General features: G+C 65.6%; 15 protein-coding genes. 9 read left to right on the top strand and 6 right to left on the bottom strand.

The window, feature by feature from the left end; translation table 11 throughout:
- Positions 1-5 precede the first annotated feature (5 nt).
- The 3 genes from BUA41_RS15605 to BUA41_RS15595 all read right to left on the bottom strand — a co-directional run bounded on the left by BUA41_RS15605 (position 6) and on the right by BUA41_RS15595 (position 4,096).
- Positions 6-1,175 carry an isovaleryl-CoA dehydrogenase gene (locus BUA41_RS15605; protein ID WP_072824540.1) on the bottom strand — a complete coding sequence of 390 codons (1,170 nt, stop codon included), beginning with the start codon at positions 1,173-1,175 and terminating at the stop codon, positions 6-8.
- Positions 1,176-1,347: 172 nt separating this feature from the next.
- On the bottom strand, positions 1,348-2,694 hold the full coding sequence (locus BUA41_RS15600; protein ID WP_072824538.1) for a uracil-xanthine permease family protein: 1,347 nt from the start codon (positions 2,692-2,694) through the stop codon (positions 1,348-1,350).
- A gap of 49 nt (positions 2,695-2,743) precedes the next feature.
- The gene (locus BUA41_RS15595; RefSeq protein ID WP_072824536.1) at positions 2,744-4,096 is read right to left on the bottom strand and encodes an 8-oxoguanine deaminase; all 1,353 of its coding nucleotides are present in this window, start codon (positions 4,094-4,096) and stop codon (positions 2,744-2,746) included.
- A gap of 286 nt (positions 4,097-4,382) precedes the next feature.
- Here BUA41_RS15595 and BUA41_RS15590 point away from each other — a divergent pair, with 286 nt between their 5' ends.
- The 9 genes from BUA41_RS15590 (at position 4,383) to BUA41_RS15550 (ending at position 13,910) form a co-directional block, all read left to right on the top strand.
- Positions 4,383-5,462: a TRAP transporter substrate-binding protein gene (locus BUA41_RS15590; RefSeq protein ID WP_072824534.1), complete on the top strand. Its 1,080-nt coding sequence runs from the start codon at positions 4,383-4,385 to the stop codon at positions 5,460-5,462.
- A gap of 7 nt (positions 5,463-5,469) precedes the next feature.
- A complete protein-coding gene (locus tag BUA41_RS15585) occupies positions 5,470-6,015 on the top strand; it encodes a TRAP transporter small permease (protein WP_072824532.1) in 546 nt (181 codons plus the stop codon).
- Positions 6,012-7,289, top strand: a complete 1,278-nt coding sequence (locus tag BUA41_RS15580; protein ID WP_072824530.1) for a TRAP transporter large permease — start codon at positions 6,012-6,014, stop codon at positions 7,287-7,289. The genes BUA41_RS15585 and BUA41_RS15580 overlap by 4 nt, the downstream gene beginning before the upstream one ends.
- A gap of 35 nt (positions 7,290-7,324) precedes the next feature.
- The gene (locus BUA41_RS15575) at positions 7,325-8,359 is read left to right on the top strand and encodes a histone deacetylase family protein (protein ID WP_072824528.1); all 1,035 of its coding nucleotides are present in this window, start codon (positions 7,325-7,327) and stop codon (positions 8,357-8,359) included.
- A gap of 13 nt (positions 8,360-8,372) precedes the next feature.
- Positions 8,373-8,729 carry a RidA family protein gene (locus BUA41_RS15570; protein ID WP_072824526.1) on the top strand — a complete coding sequence of 119 codons (357 nt, stop codon included), beginning with the start codon at positions 8,373-8,375 and terminating at the stop codon, positions 8,727-8,729.
- A 1-nt stretch (position 8,730) separates the two neighbouring features.
- The gene (locus BUA41_RS15565; RefSeq protein WP_072824524.1) at positions 8,731-9,885 is read left to right on the top strand and encodes a histone deacetylase-like amidohydrolase; all 1,155 of its coding nucleotides are present in this window, start codon (positions 8,731-8,733) and stop codon (positions 9,883-9,885) included.
- Positions 9,886-9,915: 30 nt separating this feature from the next.
- Positions 9,916-11,208: a D-amino acid dehydrogenase gene (locus tag BUA41_RS15560; protein ID WP_072824522.1), complete on the top strand. Its 1,293-nt coding sequence runs from the start codon at positions 9,916-9,918 to the stop codon at positions 11,206-11,208.
- Between the two features lie 58 nt (positions 11,209-11,266).
- A complete protein-coding gene (locus BUA41_RS15555; RefSeq protein ID WP_072824520.1) occupies positions 11,267-12,205 on the top strand; it encodes a branched-chain amino acid transaminase in 939 nt (312 codons plus the stop codon).
- A 358-nt stretch (positions 12,206-12,563) separates the two neighbouring features.
- Positions 12,564-13,910, top strand: coding sequence for a Na+/H+ antiporter family protein (locus BUA41_RS15550; RefSeq protein ID WP_072824518.1), 1,347 nt, complete (start codon positions 12,564-12,566; stop codon positions 13,908-13,910).
- 7 nt (positions 13,911-13,917) lie between these two features.
- On the opposite strand, the gene BUA41_RS15545 is transcribed toward BUA41_RS15550, so the two are convergent.
- The 3 genes from BUA41_RS15545 to BUA41_RS15535 are packed head-to-tail and all read right to left on the bottom strand — an operon-like array spanning position 13,918 to position 16,747.
- Complete coding sequence (locus BUA41_RS15545; protein ID WP_072824516.1) at positions 13,918-15,195, bottom strand: TRAP transporter large permease; 1,278 nt, start codon at positions 15,193-15,195, stop codon at positions 13,918-13,920.
- Positions 15,192-15,740: a TRAP transporter small permease subunit gene (locus BUA41_RS15540; protein ID WP_175546991.1), complete on the bottom strand. Its 549-nt coding sequence runs from the start codon at positions 15,738-15,740 to the stop codon at positions 15,192-15,194. Before BUA41_RS15540 ends, BUA41_RS15545 begins: the two co-directional genes overlap by 4 nt.
- An 8-nt stretch (positions 15,741-15,748) precedes the next feature.
- Positions 15,749-16,747 carry a TRAP transporter substrate-binding protein gene (locus tag BUA41_RS15535; RefSeq protein WP_072824512.1) on the bottom strand — a complete coding sequence of 333 codons (999 nt, stop codon included), beginning with the start codon at positions 16,745-16,747 and terminating at the stop codon, positions 15,749-15,751.
- Between the last annotated feature and the right edge of the window lie 418 nt (positions 16,748-17,165).

Genomic DNA, 17,165 nt, shown 5'->3' with positions numbered 1-17,165 from the left:
CCCGATCAGGCTGACTCGTTGAACAATTCGCGACCAATCAACATCCGCCGAATCTCGCTGGTCCCGGCACCGATCTCGTAGAGCTTGGCATCGCGCAGCAGTCGGCCGGTGGGGTATTCGTTGATGTAACCGTTGCCCCCGAGCAGCTGGATGGCATCGAGTGCCACCTGGGTGGCCTTCTCGGCGCAGTAGAGGATGACCCCCGCGGCGTCCTTGCGGGTGGTCTGGCCACGGTCACAGGCTGCCGCCACCGCATACAGATAGGCGCGACAGGCGTTGAGAGTGGTGTACATGTCCGCCACCTTGCCCTGGACCAGCTGGAATTCGCCGATGGCGTGCTCGAACTGCTTGCGTTCGTGGATGTAGGGCAGCACCACGTCCATTGCCGCCTGCATGATGCCGATGGGCCCGGCGGCGAGCACGGTACGCTCGTAGTCCAGACCGCTCATCAGCACCCGAGCGCCGCGGTTCACCTCGCCCAGCACGTTCTCGGCGGGCACCTCGCAATCCTCGAATACCAGCTCGCAGGTGTTGGAGCCGCGCATGCCGAGCTTGTCGAGTTTCTGTGCCGTGGAGAAGCCCGGGAAGTCGCGTTCGATGATGAAGGCGGTGATCCCCTTGGAGCCCGCCTCGGGATCGGTCTTGGCGTAGACCACCAGCACGTGGGCGTCCGGCCCGTTGGTGATCCACATCTTGTTGCCGTTGAGCACGTACCTGTCGCCTTTCTTCTCGGCGCGCAGCTTCATCGACACCACGTCGGAGCCGGCCCCCGGCTCGGACATCGCCAGCGCCCCCACGTGCTCGCCGCTGATCAGCCCGGGCAGGTACCTGGCCTTCTGTTCCGCATTGCCGTTGATCTTCAGCTGGTTGACGCAGAGGTTCGAGTGGGCACCGTAGGAGAGCCCCACCGACGCACTCGCCCGGGAAATCTCCTCCATGGCGATGCAGTGGGCGAGATAGCCCATGCCGCTGCCGCCGTCCTCCTCGGGCACGGTGATGCCGAGCAGGCCCATGTCGCCGAACTTCTGCCACAGGTCGTTCGGGAAGACATTGTCGGCGTCGATGTCCGCCGCCCGCGGGGCGATCTCGTCCCGGGAGAAGGCGTTGACCTGGTCGCGCAGCATCCCGAGGGTTTCATCGAGACCGAAGTCGAGAGGGGTATAGGGGGAGTACATGGTGGTGTGGCTCCTGGTTATCGATTCTGGCCTGTCGGCACAACGCTCAAGGGAATAATGGCAGAATAATCACAGTTGACGTTAACGTAAAGTAGAGCTTTGGTCGCAAGATGACAAGAAGCCCCCGACCGCGGAGCGTTCGAGGGCTGCAAGGTATGTTTTTACAAGAGGTTCATATGCTGTCGCGCATGGGGTGCTCGTGCCTGGGGAGAATCAGGTTCAGCACGATGGCGGTGATGGCACCCGGGATCAGGCCGGATTCGATGATCGCCTGCATGTTCTCGGAGAGGTCGGCATACAGGCCTTCCTGGGCCGGCAGGCCGATGGCCACCGACAGGGAGACGCCGATCAGCACCATGTTGCGCTTGTTGAAGTCCACCTGGCTGAGCATCTTGATGCCGGCGCTGGCGATCATGCCGAACATGATCAGTACCGCGCCGCCGAGCACCGCATTGGGGATGCTCGAGATGATCGCGCCCAGCTTGGGCAGCAGGCCGGCCAGCACCAGGAAGACGCCGCCGATCGCCACCACGTAGCGGCTGACCACCCCGGTCAGTGCCACCATGCCCACGTTCTGGCTGAAGCTGATCTGCGGAAAGGCATTGAAGAGGGCCGCGAAGACACTGGCGATGCCGTCGGCCATCACGCCGCCGGAGAGTTCCTTGTGGGTCGGTTCGCGATTCAGGCCGCCGGCGGTCGTGCCGACGATGTCACCGATCGACTCGGCGCAGGTGACCAGGGCCAGCAGCACTACCGGAACGATCGCCGCCAGGTGGAACTCCAGGCCGATGGCGAAGGGCGAGGGCAGCGAGACCCAGTCGGCACTGCCGATCTTGCCGAACTCGACGAAGCCGAAGGCGATGGCGACCCCGTAGCCCACCAGCAGGCCGGCCAGGGGCGCGGCTTCCGACCAGATCCCCCGGCCGTACTGATGCAGGCCCAGGGTGACGGCGAGGACCAGCGCGGCCAGGGCAAGATGGTGCGGCGCGCCGAAATCCGGTGCGCCGAAGCCGCCGCCGGCATAGGCGAAACCCACGGGCATCAGCAGCACCCCGAGCATGATGACGAAGGTGCCGGTGACCACCGGCGGAAACAGGAAGCGGAACCAGGGCAGGAATAGCCCCACCAGGGCCATGGCGATGCCGCCGCATAGCGCCGCCCCCAGCACGGCCGGCAACCCCATGCTGGTGGCGATGGGGATAAGCACCGGCACGAAACCGAAGCTGGTCCCCATGACGATGGGCAGGCGCGCGCCGATCGGGCCCAGGCCCAGGGATTGCAGCAGCGTGGCCACGCCGGCGACGAACATGGCGGCCTGAATCATGAAGGCGGTCTGGGCCTCGGAAAGATCCGCTGCCCCGGCGATGATGATCGGCACGGTGACATTGCCCACGAACATCGCCAGCACATGCTGGATACCCAGGGGCACGGCCCGGCCCAGGGGCGGCATGGCGTTGACGTCGCGGGTGCTGCGTAGCGTTCGTGGGCTCTCTTGAGCCTGTTCTGTCGAGGTGGCCATCCGGGCTTCTCCTGCTTGTTGTTGTCGATAGAGTGTCGTCGGGGAATGATCAGAGCGTGCTGCGCAGGCGCCTTGCGGCCTGGTCGTGCCGAGCCATCAGGCTGTCGAGATCGACGTCGCAAGGCTTGCCGTCGGTGACCCGCCAGCGTCCGGCAACCATGACCCGGTCGGCCCGGTGTGCGCCGCACAGCAGCAGGGCCGCCAGGGGGTTCTCGGCCCCGGAGAAGCGTGGCTCGTCGAGCCGGAACAGGGCCAGGTCGGCCTGCTGGCCCGGTTCCAGGCCGCCGATGTCGTCCCGGCCCAGGCAGCGCGCTGAGCCCCGGGTCGCCCAGCGAATCACCGCCTGGTGGGTCACCTCGCCGGGGGAGTAGCGCAGGCGTCCCAGCAGCAGTGCCTGGCGCATCTCATTGGCGAGGTTGGAGTGATCGTTCGACGCCGAGCCGTCCACGGCGAGCCCCACCGGGGCGCCCGCCGCCTCGAGCTCCAGGGTGCGGCACATGCCGGAGCCCAGCACCATGTTCGACGAGGGGCAGTGGGCGATGCCGGTTCCGGCGCGACCCAGACGCAGGATCTCGTCGTCGTTGAAATGGATGCCGTGGGCCAGCCAGGTGCGGTTCGAGAGCCAGCCGCACTCCGCGAGATAATCCAGCGGGCGCATGCCGAACAGGCGCTGGCAGTAGTCGGTCTCGTCCTCGGTCTCGGCCAGGTGGGTATGCAGGCGCACATCGTGGGACTCGGCGAGGCGCGCGCTTTCCTGCATCAGTTCACGGCTGACCGAGAAGGGCGAGCAGGGCGCCAGGGCGATGGTGGTCATGGCGCCGTCGCCGCGCTGGTGGTAGCGCTCGACGAGACGCTGGCTGTCGTCGAGGATGGTGCGTTCGTCCTGCACCACCGACTGGGGCGGCAGGCCCCCATCGTCCTGGCCCAGGCTCATCGACCCCCGGGTCAGGGACGCGCGCACGCCCAGGCGCCGGGCGGTCTCCACCTGACAGTCGATGGCGTCGCGCAGGGCGCCGGAAAAGACATAGTGGTGGTCGGCCACGGTGGTACAGCCCGACATCAGCAGCTCGACCATGGCCAGTTCACTGGCCAGGGCCAGTTGCGCCTCGTCGAGATTCGCCCAGACGTCATACAGCGTGGTCAGCCAGGGGAAGAGTTCCTTGTTGAGTGCCGGCGAGTAGGCACGGGTCAGGGTCTGGTAGAAGTGGTGATGCGTGTTGACCAGGCCGGGCAACAGCACATGGCGAGAAGCGTCGAAGGTGTCGTCCACCGCCTGGCGGGGTTGCGCCCCGGCGGCCACCTTCTCGAGGAGGCGTGTGCCCTGGATCACTACACCCCCCGCGGCGTCGGAGTCGGCGCAGGCGAGCGGGTTGCGAATCCAGAGTGTTCTCGTGTCGGTCATGGGTATCATGCTCGGAGAGCGGGTGGTTTTGTGTACCGTTGTTGTATACCAAAATCATTGATGCCGTGTGCTCTGTCAAGCGTCGAGCGCCCAAGCCTGCTACAACTTATGTCGATAGCGGTGGGGCTGGCTCGATTCCCGCTGCAAGCACGGACAGGCTGGTGGGGCCAAGAAGTGAGCAGACGGCGCAAACCAGAGCTAGACTTCCAGACGCATCCCGGCTGTTCTACCGGCAGGGATCGTGCAAGAGACGACGAGACAAAGTCATAACAACAAGGAAGGCATCATGCGTTCGAAGAAGCTCGCTACCGTCACGGCGATCGCGGCGTCCATGCCCCTGGTCTTCGCGACCGCCAGCGCCGAGGCCCAGGAATACGAGATGGCCATTGCCACGCTGATTCCCGAGAACCTCACCAACAACAGCATCTATCCCGCCCTGGTCCACTTCAAGAACCTGGTGGAACTGCGCACCGACGGCGAGGTGGCGGTTTCCATCTTCGGCGGCGGGCAGCTCGGCTCCGAGGTCGAGACCGGCTCCCAGGTGCAGGCCGGGGGCAGGGCGCTGCAATCGACCATTCTCACCTCCGGGGCGATGTCCTCGTTCTACCAGGACTACCAGGCCGTCACCGCGCCCTTCCTGTTCGACGATTGGCGCCAGGCCTGGGCCTTCTTCGACGGCGAGTGGTTCGCCGACTTCATGAAGGGCACCATCGAGGCGGCCGACATGCGCTACCTGGGCACCTTCGACGACGGCGGCGGCTTCGTGGCCTTCACCAACAACGAACGGCTGATCAAGACCGTGGAGGATCTCGAGGGCCTCAACATCCGCACCGAGGAGAACCCGGCCCACGTCGCCACCATGCGCGCCCTGGGGGCCTCCGCCACCCCGTTGCCCTGGGGCGAGCTGATCACCGCCCTGGAAACCGGCCTCGCCGACGGCCAGTTCAACGCGCCGGTGATCAATACCACCTATGGCCTTGACGAGGTCACCGATTACACCACCCTGACCGGGCACGTCTACAACAGTGCCAGTTGGGTAGTGAGCGAGGCCTGGTACCAGTCGCTGCCCGAGGAGTATCGGCGCGTGATCACCGAAGCCGCCCGGGAGGCGATCACCTTGAGCCACGGTGCCTCGGCGGCGCTGGCCACGGCCAGCTGGCAGAAGTCCTGCGAGCTGTTCGAGGAGTGTTATCTGATGCCTGCCGAGGAACGTGCGCGCATGGCCGAGATCGCGCGCCCCGCCTGGAAGGAGTGGATCGTCGACGACTACGGCCTGGACGCCCAGCTGATCGACGACTTGCTCGCCGAGGTGCAGGCACTGGGCGAGTCGCTGCCGGAAGAGGCGTATCAGCGTTACGGCCAATAGGTGCCCCATGTCGATACTGAGCGCTGCCCGGCGGCTGAGCGATGGCGTGAACCAGGCCGCCATCGTGCTCTGCGTGGCCTGCGTGCTGGCCATGCTGGCGATCTCCTTCACCGGCTTCCTCTATACCTTGTTCACCGGCGATGCCCTGAGCTGGACCTATTCCCTGGCCCGGCTGTTCCTGCCCTGGATCGGGCTGATCTCGATCACCATCGCGCTGCATTCCGGCGAGCATGTGGCCATGACGCTGCTGGTGCGCTTGTTGCCCATGCCGCTGGTGCGTGCCGCCGCCGTGGCGACGCTGCTGGTGATGGCATTCTTCGCGCTGCTGATGATCTGGTACGGCTGGGGCTACTTCGCCAACGCCAGCCAGGTCTACATGGTCTCGGACAACATCCAGATCTCCTACCGCTGGACCGCCATCACCGTGCCGCTGACCGGGATGATCTTCCTGCTGCACCTGGTGCAGGGCTTCAGCCTGCTGGAGCACTTCGCCGACGAGAACGCGCTGATCGACGAGGCGCTTGCCGATAGCGACCGGGAGACGCGCCCATGAGTGCTGCCATCATCGCCTTTCTGGTCGTCCTGCTGATCGGCGCGCCGGTCGCCGTGGTCATGGCGATCTCCGGCGTCGCCGGGGTCTATTCCCTGGGGGGCGAGCGGATGGTGGGCATCATCGCCGACCGCATGTTCTCCGGGGTCTCGGGCTACATGCTGATCGCCGTGCCCTACTTCATCTTCACCGCCGAACTGATGAACCAGGGCGGCCTGACCCAGAAGCTGATCACCTTCAACAACGCCCTGCTGGGCAAGGTGCGCGGTGCCCTGAGTCACGTCAACGTGACGGTGTCGCTGTTCTTCGCCGGGCTGACCGGCGCGGCGATCACCGACACCGTGGCGATCGGCAAGATCATGATTCCGGAGATGAAGAAGCAGGGCTACGACGCCGAATACGCCGCGGCGATCACCGCCTGCTCGTCGATCATCGGCCCGATCATCCCGCCAAGCGTGGTGATGGTGGTCTATGCCACCCTGCTGCGCGACATCTCGGTGATCGACCTGTTCGCCGGCGGCATCCTGCCCGGCATCCTGATGGCGCTGACCTTGCTCGTCACCAGTTTCGTGCTCTCCTGGAAGCGCAACTATCCCAAGCAGGGCGCCACGCCGCTCAAGGTGGCGGTCCTGGCGTTCCTGTCGGCATTGCCCGCCTTGCTGGTGCCGCTGATCATCCTCGGCGGCATCCTCTCGGGCATGACCACGATCACCGAGGCCTCGGGCTTCGCCGCGGTCTACGCCATCGCCATCGGCTTCGTGTTCTACCGCAACCTGACCCTGCGCAAGGTCTGGCATGCCCTGGTGACCACCGCGCGCTTCTCCGGGGTGGTGTTCTTCCTGCTGGCCACCTCCGCGGTGCTCGGCTGGTTCGTGACCCGTTCCGGCATCGCCCGGGACGCCGCGGAACTGATCACCACCCTGAGCGACATCCCCTTCGTGCAGATCATGCTGGTATGCCTGCTGCTGATCGTGATCGGCACGGTCATGGACGTGCTGCCGGCCCTGGTGGTGATCGGGCCGGTAATCGTGCCCGCCATGGTCAGCCTGGGCTTCGATCCGCTGCATTTCGCCATCGTCATGATCGTCACGCTGAACATCGCCAATGTCACGCCCCCCGTGGGCATGACCCTGATGACGGCGGCACGCATTGCCGAAGTGCCCTACGAACGCGCGATCATCGCCTCGCTGCCGTTCTATTTCGCCTTCCTGGCCGTCATCGTCCTGCTGGCGCTGTTCCCGGCGTTGTCGACCTGGATACCCAGCCTGCTGGACTGAGGCGCTTGGGTTGAGGAACCTGAATCGAGAGGCCTATGAAATTCTTCTACTCCCCGGAACAGGATCGCCATGCACCTGCGACCTTCCTGCTGCGCGGCGCCCCGGCGCCGTCACCCGAACGCACCGAGCGCGCCGAGCGCCTGGCCGATGCCCTGGCCAGCCTCGGGCTGGCGCTCCAGGCCCCGGACGCCACCGACTCGCCCCGGTTGCGCGAACGCCTGGCACGCATCCATTCACCGCGCTATCTTCATTTCCTCGAAACCATTCACGCCCGCTGGCAGGCCATGCCCGGCGCCTCCGAGCTGGTGGCCCCCAACGTGCATCCCGCCGGGGGCGGGCATCATTACCCGAACCATCCGGTGGGCCAGGCCGGCTGGCACCTGCACGACATGGCCTGCCCGATCGGCGCCGACAGCTTCGCCGGCATCCTGGCCAGCGCGGCAAGCGCCGAGGCCGCCGCCGAGGCGGTGGTCGCCGGCGAGCGCTCGGCCTATGCCCTGTGCCGGCCACCGGGCCACCATGCCGGCCCCGAGCGGGCCGGGGGGTTCTGCTTTCTCAACAACTCGGCGCTGGCTGCCACCATCCTGCGCGAAGGGTTCGAGCGGGTCGCCATCGTCGATATCGACCTGCATCATGGCAACGGCACCCAGGACATCTTCTATCATCGCCGCGACGTCTGGACCGGCTCGCTGCACGCCGACCCCAGCGAGTTCTACCCGTTCTTCTGGGGTGGCGAGGACGAGCGCGGGGAAGGCGAGGGCGAGGGGTTCAATCTCAATATACCGTTACCCTTGGGAAGCGAAGGCGTCATCTTCATGAACAACCTCGAGCGATTGCTGGCCGGGATGGCCGAGTTCGAACCCCAGGCGGTGGTCATCGCCCTCGGGCTCGATGCCCACAAGGACGACCCGCTGGCCGGCCTGGCCCTGGAGACCGACGACTTCACCCGTATCGGTGCACGACTGGCGTCGCTGGCATTGCCCAGCGTCGTGGTCCAGGAGGGCGGGTATCCTACCGCCAGCCTGGGCGACAACCTTGCCGCCTTCCTGCGCGGCTTTCTCAATCCATGATCAAGGAGACGACATGAGCATCAACTACATCGACCCCGGCCAGCGCATGAGTCAGGTCGTCGTGCACAACGACATCGTCTATCTCTCCGGCCAGGTGCCCCGGGATGGCGGTGCCGACATGCAGGACCAGACCCGACAGGTGCTCGAGGCCATCGACGAGCGGCTTGCCAAGGCCGGCTCCAGCAAGGACCGCCTGCTGTCGGCGACCATCTGGATCACCGACATGGCAGAATTCGATGCCATGAATGCCGCCTGGGACGCCTGGGTGACGCCCGGCCAGCCCCCCGTGCGCGCCTGCGTCGAGGCGCGTCTGGCCAGGCCCGAGTGGAAGGTCGAGATCATGGTCGTGGCGGCGCTCAAGGGAGCATGACATGCAGGCCGAAGCGACCAAGGCCACAGCCTTCTACTGGCACGAGCGCTGTTTCTGGCACGATCCCGGGGCGATCGGCGTGTTCTCGGCCCCCGGGGAATTCCTCCAGCCGCAGCCGGCCTCGGAAAGCCCGGAAAGCAAGCGCCGGCTGAAGAACCTGCTGGAAGTCTCGGGGCTGATCGATGAGCTGACGGTCGTCAAGCCGCCCCCGGCGACTAACGAGGACCTGGCGCGTTTCCATACCTGGCGCTACCTGGAGGCGTTGGAGGCAGGCACTCTGCGTGGCGGTGGCGATGCCGGAGATTGTGCACCCTACACGGCGGGCAGCCTGGCCGCGGCTAAGCAGTCCGCGGGGCTGGCCATCGCCGCCGTCGAGGATGTCGCCCGGGGTCGCCATCGTAACGCCTACGCCCTGTGTCGCCCGCCGGGCCATCATGCCGAGGCCGACCGGGGGCGCGGCTTCTGCCTGCTGGGCAACATTCCCGTGGCGGTGATGCGTGCCCGGGCGCTGGGCCAGGTGCGGCGTGTCGCCATCCTCGACTGGGACGTGCACCACGGCAACGGCACCCAGGACGCCTTCTACGACGACCCCGAGGTATTCAGCGTCTCGATCCACCAGGCCGCCAACTTCCCGCTGGAGAGCGGCGGTTTCGATGAACAGGGGGAGGGGGCCGGGCAGGGCGCCAACCTCAACCTGCCGCTACCGCCCGGGTGCGGCATCGGTGCCTATCGGCATGCGTTCACTCGACTGGTGCTGCCGGCCCTGGCCGCCTTTCGCCCGGAACTGATCGTCGTCGCCTGCGGTTACGATGCCTGTGGCAAGGACCCGCTGGGCAAGATGCTGCTCAACAGTGCCATGTTCGCCGAGATGACCGCCCAGTTGAAGGCCCTGGCCGAACGCCTGTGCGACGGGCGGCTGGCGATGATCCACGAAGGCGGCTATTCCGAGGGCTATGTGCCGCTGTGTGGCCACGCGGCGATCGCCGCCCTGGCAGGCAGCGCTACCCGGGTGCACGACCCGCAGAACGACGAGATCGCCGCCTGGGGCTATCAGTCGTTGCAGCCTCACCAGCACGAACTGATCGAGCGGTGGCGGCAGGGCTGGTCGCTTCATGGCGCGCTGGACGAGGCCGACGCCCTGGTGGCGGCGTCCTGACCGTTTCGAAGGGTTCCGGGGAGGACACCCATGCAGATTGCGATCATCGGCGCCGGGGTGGTGGGTGTGACCACCGCCCATGCCCTGACTCGGCGCGGCCACCGGGTGACGGTCATCGAGCGCCTCGGCGCCGCCGGTCTGGAGACCAGCCGCGGCAACGCCGGGCAGCGTTCCTACGGCTATGTCTACCCCTGGGCCTCGCCGGCCATGATCAAGAAGGCGCTGCCCTGGCTGGTCAAACCCTCGGGGCCGCTGAAGATGCACCTGCCGCCGTCGCCCCGGACGCTGCGCTTCTTGATCGCCACCTGGCGGTTCGCCAACGCCCCGGGGCTGTTCGAGACCAACAAGCGTGCCATGCTGCAATTGGGAGCCTACAGCCGGCAATGCTTCCTGGAACTGGAGGAGAGCCTGGCGCCGAGTTTCGATGGACAGCATGCCGGGCTCATCGATCTGGCCAGCGACGCGGCCACTGCGGAAGGGCTCAAGGCCACGAGCGGGTTGCTCGATGACCTGGGGATCACCTGCCAGTGGCTCACTCCCGGTGAACTTCGCGAGGCCGAACCCGGGTTGCAGGGCGATGCCCCTCTGGTCGGCGGATTGCGCATTCCCGGGGATGGTACCGGCGATTGCCAGCGCTTCACCCAGGCGTTGGCGGCCCAGTGCGAGACCCTGGGGGTGACCTTTCGCTACGAGACCGAGGTCGTGCGTGTCACCCGGGACAAGGGGCGCATTCGCGCCCTGTCCCTCGTGCCTTCCAATGGCGGTGGGCCGGCCCGGGAAGGGGCGAGCGAGTCGCTCGAGGCCGATGCCTTCGTGCTGTGTGCCGGCTGCCGGTCCCGGCAACTGGGCGAGGCGCTCGGCCTCGACCTGCCGATCTATCCCGTCAAGGGCTACTCGCTCACCGCCCCCTTGCTCGATCCGGCCCGGGCGCCGCGTTCCACGGTGATCGACGATCGCTACAAGGTGGTGGCGACCCGCCTGGGGGATCGCCTGCGCGCCACCGGCTTCGTCGAGTTGGCTGAGTTCGACCGAAATATACCGTTATCTCGCCTGGCCACCATTCGCGAGGCGGTGGAATCCCGGTTTCCCGGTGCGGCAGATTTCGAGCATGCCGATTCCTGGACCGGGTTTCGTCCCATGACGCCGGATGGCCCGCCGATCATCGGCCAGGCCAAGCGCGACAACCTCTATCTCAACACGGGGCACGGCACCTTCGGCTGGACCCTGTCCGCCGCCAGTGCCGAACTGATCGGCCAGCTGGTGGACAATGACGAGCCGGCGGTGAACCTGGAAGCGTTTCGCCCGGGGCGTTTCGCGCGGTGACGAGAGCCGGTCGCCCTCGGCCCCGGCATGAGGAATGATCAAGAGGAGAGAACAGCATATGCAATCGATCAGCGACCGCGATGGCTGGTTCTGGCTCAATGGCGAGTTCATTCCCTGGCGCGAGGCCAGGGGGCACCTGCTGACCCACACGCTGCACTACGGCATGGGCTGCTTCGAGGGAGTGCGCGCCTACGATGGCCCCCAGGGTACCCACCTGTTTCGGGCCGAGGCGCACACCCGGCGCCTGCTCGACAGCGCCCACTCCCTAGACATGCCGATGGAGTACACCGCCGACGCGCTGATCGAGGCCCAGCGCGAGGCCCTGCGCCGCAACGCCCTGGGCGATGCCTACATCAAGCCCACGGTGTTCTTCGGGGCCGAGGGCATGGGGTTGCGCGCCCAGGGGTTGAGCGTCAACGTGATGGTTCCCGCCTGGCACCTGGCCCACTACATCTCCGCCGAGGCTGCCGACGAGGGGCTGCGCGTGTTGACCTCCTCCTGGAGTCGTCACCATGTCAACATCAGCTTGTGCCGGGCCAAGACCAACGGGCATTACGTCAATTCGATGCTGGCGCTGAACACGGCGGTCAAGGCGGGGTTCGACGAGACGCTGATGCTCGACCCCGAAGGCTATGTCGCCGAGGGCTCGGCCGAGAACGTCTTCCTGGTGCGCGATGGCGTGCTGCACACCCCGGAGGTCACCTCCTGCCTGCAAGGCATCACCCGGGATACCATCATCGTGCTGGCGCGCGAGCGACTGGGCCTGACCGTTCACGAACGTCGCATCACCCGGGACGAGCTCTATACCGCCGACGAGGCTTTCTTCACGGGCACCGCGGCCGAGATATTGCCGATCCGTGAGCTGGACGGGCGCCGGATAGGGCGGGGCGAACGCCCGGTCACTCGAGAGCTGCAGCGACTCTACCATCGCCTGGTGCGTGCCGAACTCGAGGATGACTTGAAGGCCTATCGGGAGTGGCTGCTACCCGTGGCCTGAGCCGAGCCAAAAGAAAACGCCACGGGGTTGCCCGTGGCGTGAATTCTCCTTCGTCATCCTTGGGCAGCATGCTTGCTGCCGTGGCCGAAGCCACTCCCTGGGGCGCCTCCTGCGCCCGGCATTTCCCCTCTTTCTTGCCTTCCTGTTGTCCCTACACGCTGAACGACATTGTCCTTTGTCTCGAGGGGGTGGATCAGCGACAGCCTGTCGATGCCATCCGGCAACGCCCATACTGGGGATGCCAAATGACAACGGCGTGACATTTCATTGAAGAAAGAGAGACCGCGCTCGATAAACGACTCTGGTAGAATCGCCGGCTTTCACGCTCTCCTTCAGACACTTGAACAGGAAAATAGGCATGAATGCGGTGATTCTGGCCGTTCTGGTCATGGTCGGGCTGTCCCTGGCTCGCGTATCGGTGGTCTTCGCCCTGGTGGTCGGGGCCCTCGTCGGCGGCCTGGTTGGCGGTCTCTCGCTTGGCGATACCCTGGCAGCCTTCAATGACGGGGTCGGCGGCGGCGCCAAGGTCGCCCTGGCCTATGCCACCCTCGGCGCCTTCGCGGTCGCCATCTCCCGGGCCGGGTTGCCGGACCTGCTGGCCCAGCGCCTGATTCGCCTGCTGGGGCAGGAGGCCTCGCTGCGTCGCCAGGCGGTGGTCAAGTACACCCTGATCGGTTCCGTGCTGCTGGTGGCGATCTCGTCCCAGAACCTGATTCCGGTGCACATCGCCTTCATTCCCATCCTGGTTCCGCCGCTGCTCAAGGTGATGAACCAGTTGCGCCTGGATCGCCGGGCGGTGGCCTGTGCGCTGACCTTCGGCCTGACCGCCCCTTACATGCTGTTGCCGGTGGGCTTCGGGGCGATCTTCCTCAACGACATCCTGCTGGCCAACATCAACGAGGCAGGGCAGTCGCTGGGTCTCGATATCACGCGTGGCATGGTGCCGCTGGCCATGGGCGTTCCCGTCGCCGGCATGGCGCTGGGGCTGCTGGTGGCGCTGCTGCTGAGTTATCGCAAGCCGCGGGATTACAAGGCGCTGGACATGAGCACCAGCAACCTGCCGCATCATCAGGAGCGGGTGGAGATTCACACGCTGGGACTCACGATGTCGCTGGTGGCCATCGTCGCCGCCCTGGGCATCCAGCTCTACAGCGGCTCGATGATCCTCGGCGGCCTGGTGGGCTTCGCCTTGCTCTCGGTGGGCGGCATCTTCAAGTGGCGTGAAGCCGATGATCTCTTCACCAGCGGCATGCGCATGATGGCGCTGATCGGCTTCATCATGATCTCCGCCTCCGGGTTTGCCTCGGTGATGAACGCCACCGGCGAGATCGAACTGCTGGTCGACAACGCCTTCGACATCATCGGCGACAATCAGGGCCTGGCGGCGCTGATCATGCTGCTGGTCGGGTTGTTCATCACCATGGGCATCGGCTCGTCGTTCTCGACCATTCCCATCATCGCCGCCATCTACGTGCCGCTGGCGGTGCAGTTTGGCTTCTCGCCACTGGCGACGGTCGCCCTGGTGGGCACCGCCGCGGCACTGGGCGATGCCGGCTCCCCCGCCTCGGACTCGACCCTGGGGCCGACTTCCGGACTCAACGTCGACCGCCAGCACGACCACATATGGGACTCGGTGGTGCCGACGTTCATTCACTACAATATTCCGTTGATCGCTTTTGGCTGGCTGGCGGTCATGTGGCTGTAACGCTCCCTTAATTCAGCTCGAACGGCACGTAAAGCACGATACCCGGCATCAGCCACAGGATGATCACCGAGAGCAGCATCAGCCCGATGAACGGGCTCACCCCGCGGATCACGGTGCCCAGGTTGGTCCCCGCCACGGCCTGAATCACGAACAGGTTCAGGCCCACGGGCGGAGTGATCAGCGCGACCTCGATCAGCACCACGAAGAAGATGCCGAACCAGATCGGGTCGATGCCCAGCGCCAGCACGGAAGGAATCAGCATCGGCACCATGATCAGCAGCATCGACAGGCTTTCGAGGAAGAGCCCGATGAACAGCAGGATCAGGGCGACCACCAGCAGGAACATCGCCACGGATTCCAGGTGGGTGTCGACCAGCTGGGAGATCTGCAGCGGCACCTGGTAGAGCGTGACCGCCTTGCCGAAGATCTTGGCGCCGATGATCACCAGGAACAGCACGATGGTGGTCGACAGGGTCTGGCGCACGGCCGCCGTGAAGGTCTCCCGGGTCAGGGTGCGCAGGACGAACGCCGTCAGCAGGAAGGCCAGCACCGCGCCCACCGCCGAGGCTTCCGTGGGGGTGAACACCCCGGTGTAGATGCCGCCGATCATGATGATCGCCAGCAGGGTGGGTGGCAGCGCCCGCCAGGTGGCGCGCCGCCGTTCGTCGCGTGTCGCCTTGGGGGTGGGCTGGTGTGCTGAGGTGAACTTGGCGTAGAGCGCGGCATAGAGACAGAACAACGCCAGCAGCAGCAACCCTGGCCCGATGCCCGCGAGGAACAGCTTGCCGATGCTCTCCTCGACGATCACGCCGTAGACGATCAAGGGGATCGACGGCGGAATCAGGATGCCCAGGGTGCCGCCGGCGGCGAGCAGCCCCAGGGTGAACGACTTGGCGTAGCCGCGCTGGGTCATCTCGGGGATGGCCACCGTGCCCACGGTCGCTGCCGTGGCCACGGAACTGCCCGAGATCGCCGAGAACAGGCCGCAGGACAGCAGCGCCGCGATTCCCAGCCCGCCCGGCCAGTGGCCGACCCAGCTCTGCACGGCGGCAAACAGGTCGCGTCCCACGCCGCCCTTGAGCAGGATGTTCGACATCAGCAGGAACAGCGGTACCGACAGCAGCACGAAGTTGTCCAGGGCGCCGTGCAGGTTCTGCGCCACCATGACCAGCGGCAGCCCCTCGATCAGCAACATCAGCGTGCCCAGCGCCGCCAGGGCGAAGGCCACCGGCAGGCCGCTGAACAGCAACAGCAGCAGCGCCCCGAAGATCAGCAGCAAGGTCATGGTTCGTTGCTCTTGGTCGCGTGCTCACCGCCCGGGGTGAACATCGGTGCCGGCCGAAAGGGCAGGCGGATGAGTTCCGCCAGGCTCTGCAGGGCCAGGAGGGCGAAGCCGACGATCACCGGCAGTTCGGCGACCCAGTTGGGCAGTTCCAGGATGGTCGGCTGACGACGCCCGGAACGGATCGACTCGCTGACCACGTCCCAGCCGTAGATAGTCGCCACCAGGCTGAACAGCAGGATCACCACCAGCGCGAAGCCCTCCGCCAGTTGGCGCAGACGCGGGCCGAGCAGGGCGATGACCGCGGTGATGCGGATCAGTTCGCGCCGGCGCAGCACGTAGGCCATGCCCAGATAGGTGAACCAGACCTGCAGGGTGATGGCGACGTCCTGGGTCCAGATGGTCGGCGCACTGAACGCATAGCGCGCCACCACCTCGCCGAACAGCATCAGGGCAATGGCGATCACCAGCAGATCGCCGAGCCGCGCCAGCCACTCGGCCAGGCGATCCACCCAGATCAGCGCACTCGCGCCCGATGTCTCTTTCATGGAACCGCTCATTGCATCTGGCGCACCTGGTCGACCAGTTTCCGGCCCGTCTCGCCCGCGGCCTCGATGTAGGCCTGCACGGCGGGTTCCGAGGCCTGCTGCCACGCCTCGAGCTGTTCCTCGGTGAGTTCCACCACCTCCATGTCGGTCTCGTCCGCGAGGAACTGCTGGGCCTCGAGGTTCTCGGCCTTGGTCTCCTCGCGCATCTTCTTCTCGGCGGCCAGGGCGGCCTCACTCATCCAGGCCTGTTCCTGGTCGGAGAGCTCGCCCCATAGCTCGTCGTTGATGACGATGAGGAACTCCACCTGGGCATGGTTGGTGATGGTGATGTAATCCATGACTTCATGGAGCTTGCGCGACTTGGTGGCCGTGGTGCCGGTCATGCCCACATCCACGGTGCCGCGCTGATAGGCCATGAACTGCTCCGACCCGCTGATCTTCACCGGGCTGCCGCCGAGCGCCTCGATGAAATCCCCCGAGGGCTTGCCCAGCACCCGCACCTTCTTGTCCTGCATGTCTTCAGGCTCCACCAGGGGCTCATCGTTGGCGAGCAACTGGATGGGACCGTAATCCTGCCACCACAGCACCTTGGTGCCGGTGCCGCGAATCATCTCGTCGAGCTGCTGGCGTACCGGGCTGTCCGGCCCGGCCGCCTTGGCCAGCACCTCGTAATCCGGGAACAGGAAGGCCACGCTGAACAGCCCGGTGGCCGGCAGGGTGCCGCTGTATTCGTCGATCAGCACCAGGCCCATGTCGATGGACCCCGAGGCCACGGCCTGAGGAATCTCGCTGCCCTTGTAGAGCTGGGCTGAGGGGTATATTTGCACCTGGATCTCGCCGTCGGAGATTTCCTCGACCTTCTCCTTGAAGAAGCTCAGGTTCTCGCCGATGGGGTGATTTTCGGGGATCTGGGACGACAGGCGCAGGGTGCGTTCGGCCAGGGCCGGCGACGATGCCATGGCCAGGGTAATGGCCGCGAAGGTCATGGATGTCAGCAGCTTGTTCATATTGTTCTCCTTGAGTGATAGGAATCGTTGTTGATTGTAGTCTGGCTAATTTAAGGGACCGGTAAAAAATTGGCGAATCGATTGCTGTCATTTATTGGCTATTCGGCGCTTGGCATGGAACTCGACGCGCCTATCGCTCGCTGAAGCGAGCTCCTTGTGTCTCTCGAGAGGGGGTGATTAGCTACCACCGCCTCACTGGTCTGGAGGGTAACCCGTCGAGCTCCTGATGGGCACAGACCCTGATCCGTAGATAGGCCCCTCCAGGCACCTTGATCTCAATAGTTTGAACGGTATCCAACGCCCCTCGCATCGACGAGAGAGGCTGTACGAAACAAGGCAAGACAACGAGATGGCACATATCGGCATTGACGTCAGCAAGCAGAAACTCGACTGCCTGTGGGTCCGCGACCTGGACAAG

The organism is Modicisalibacter ilicicola DSM 19980 (assembly GCF_900128925.1).
In the GTDB taxonomy this organism is placed as follows: Bacteria; Pseudomonadota; Gammaproteobacteria; order Pseudomonadales; family Halomonadaceae; genus Modicisalibacter; species Modicisalibacter ilicicola.
This window is presented reverse-complemented; position numbering and strand designations above follow the sequence as displayed.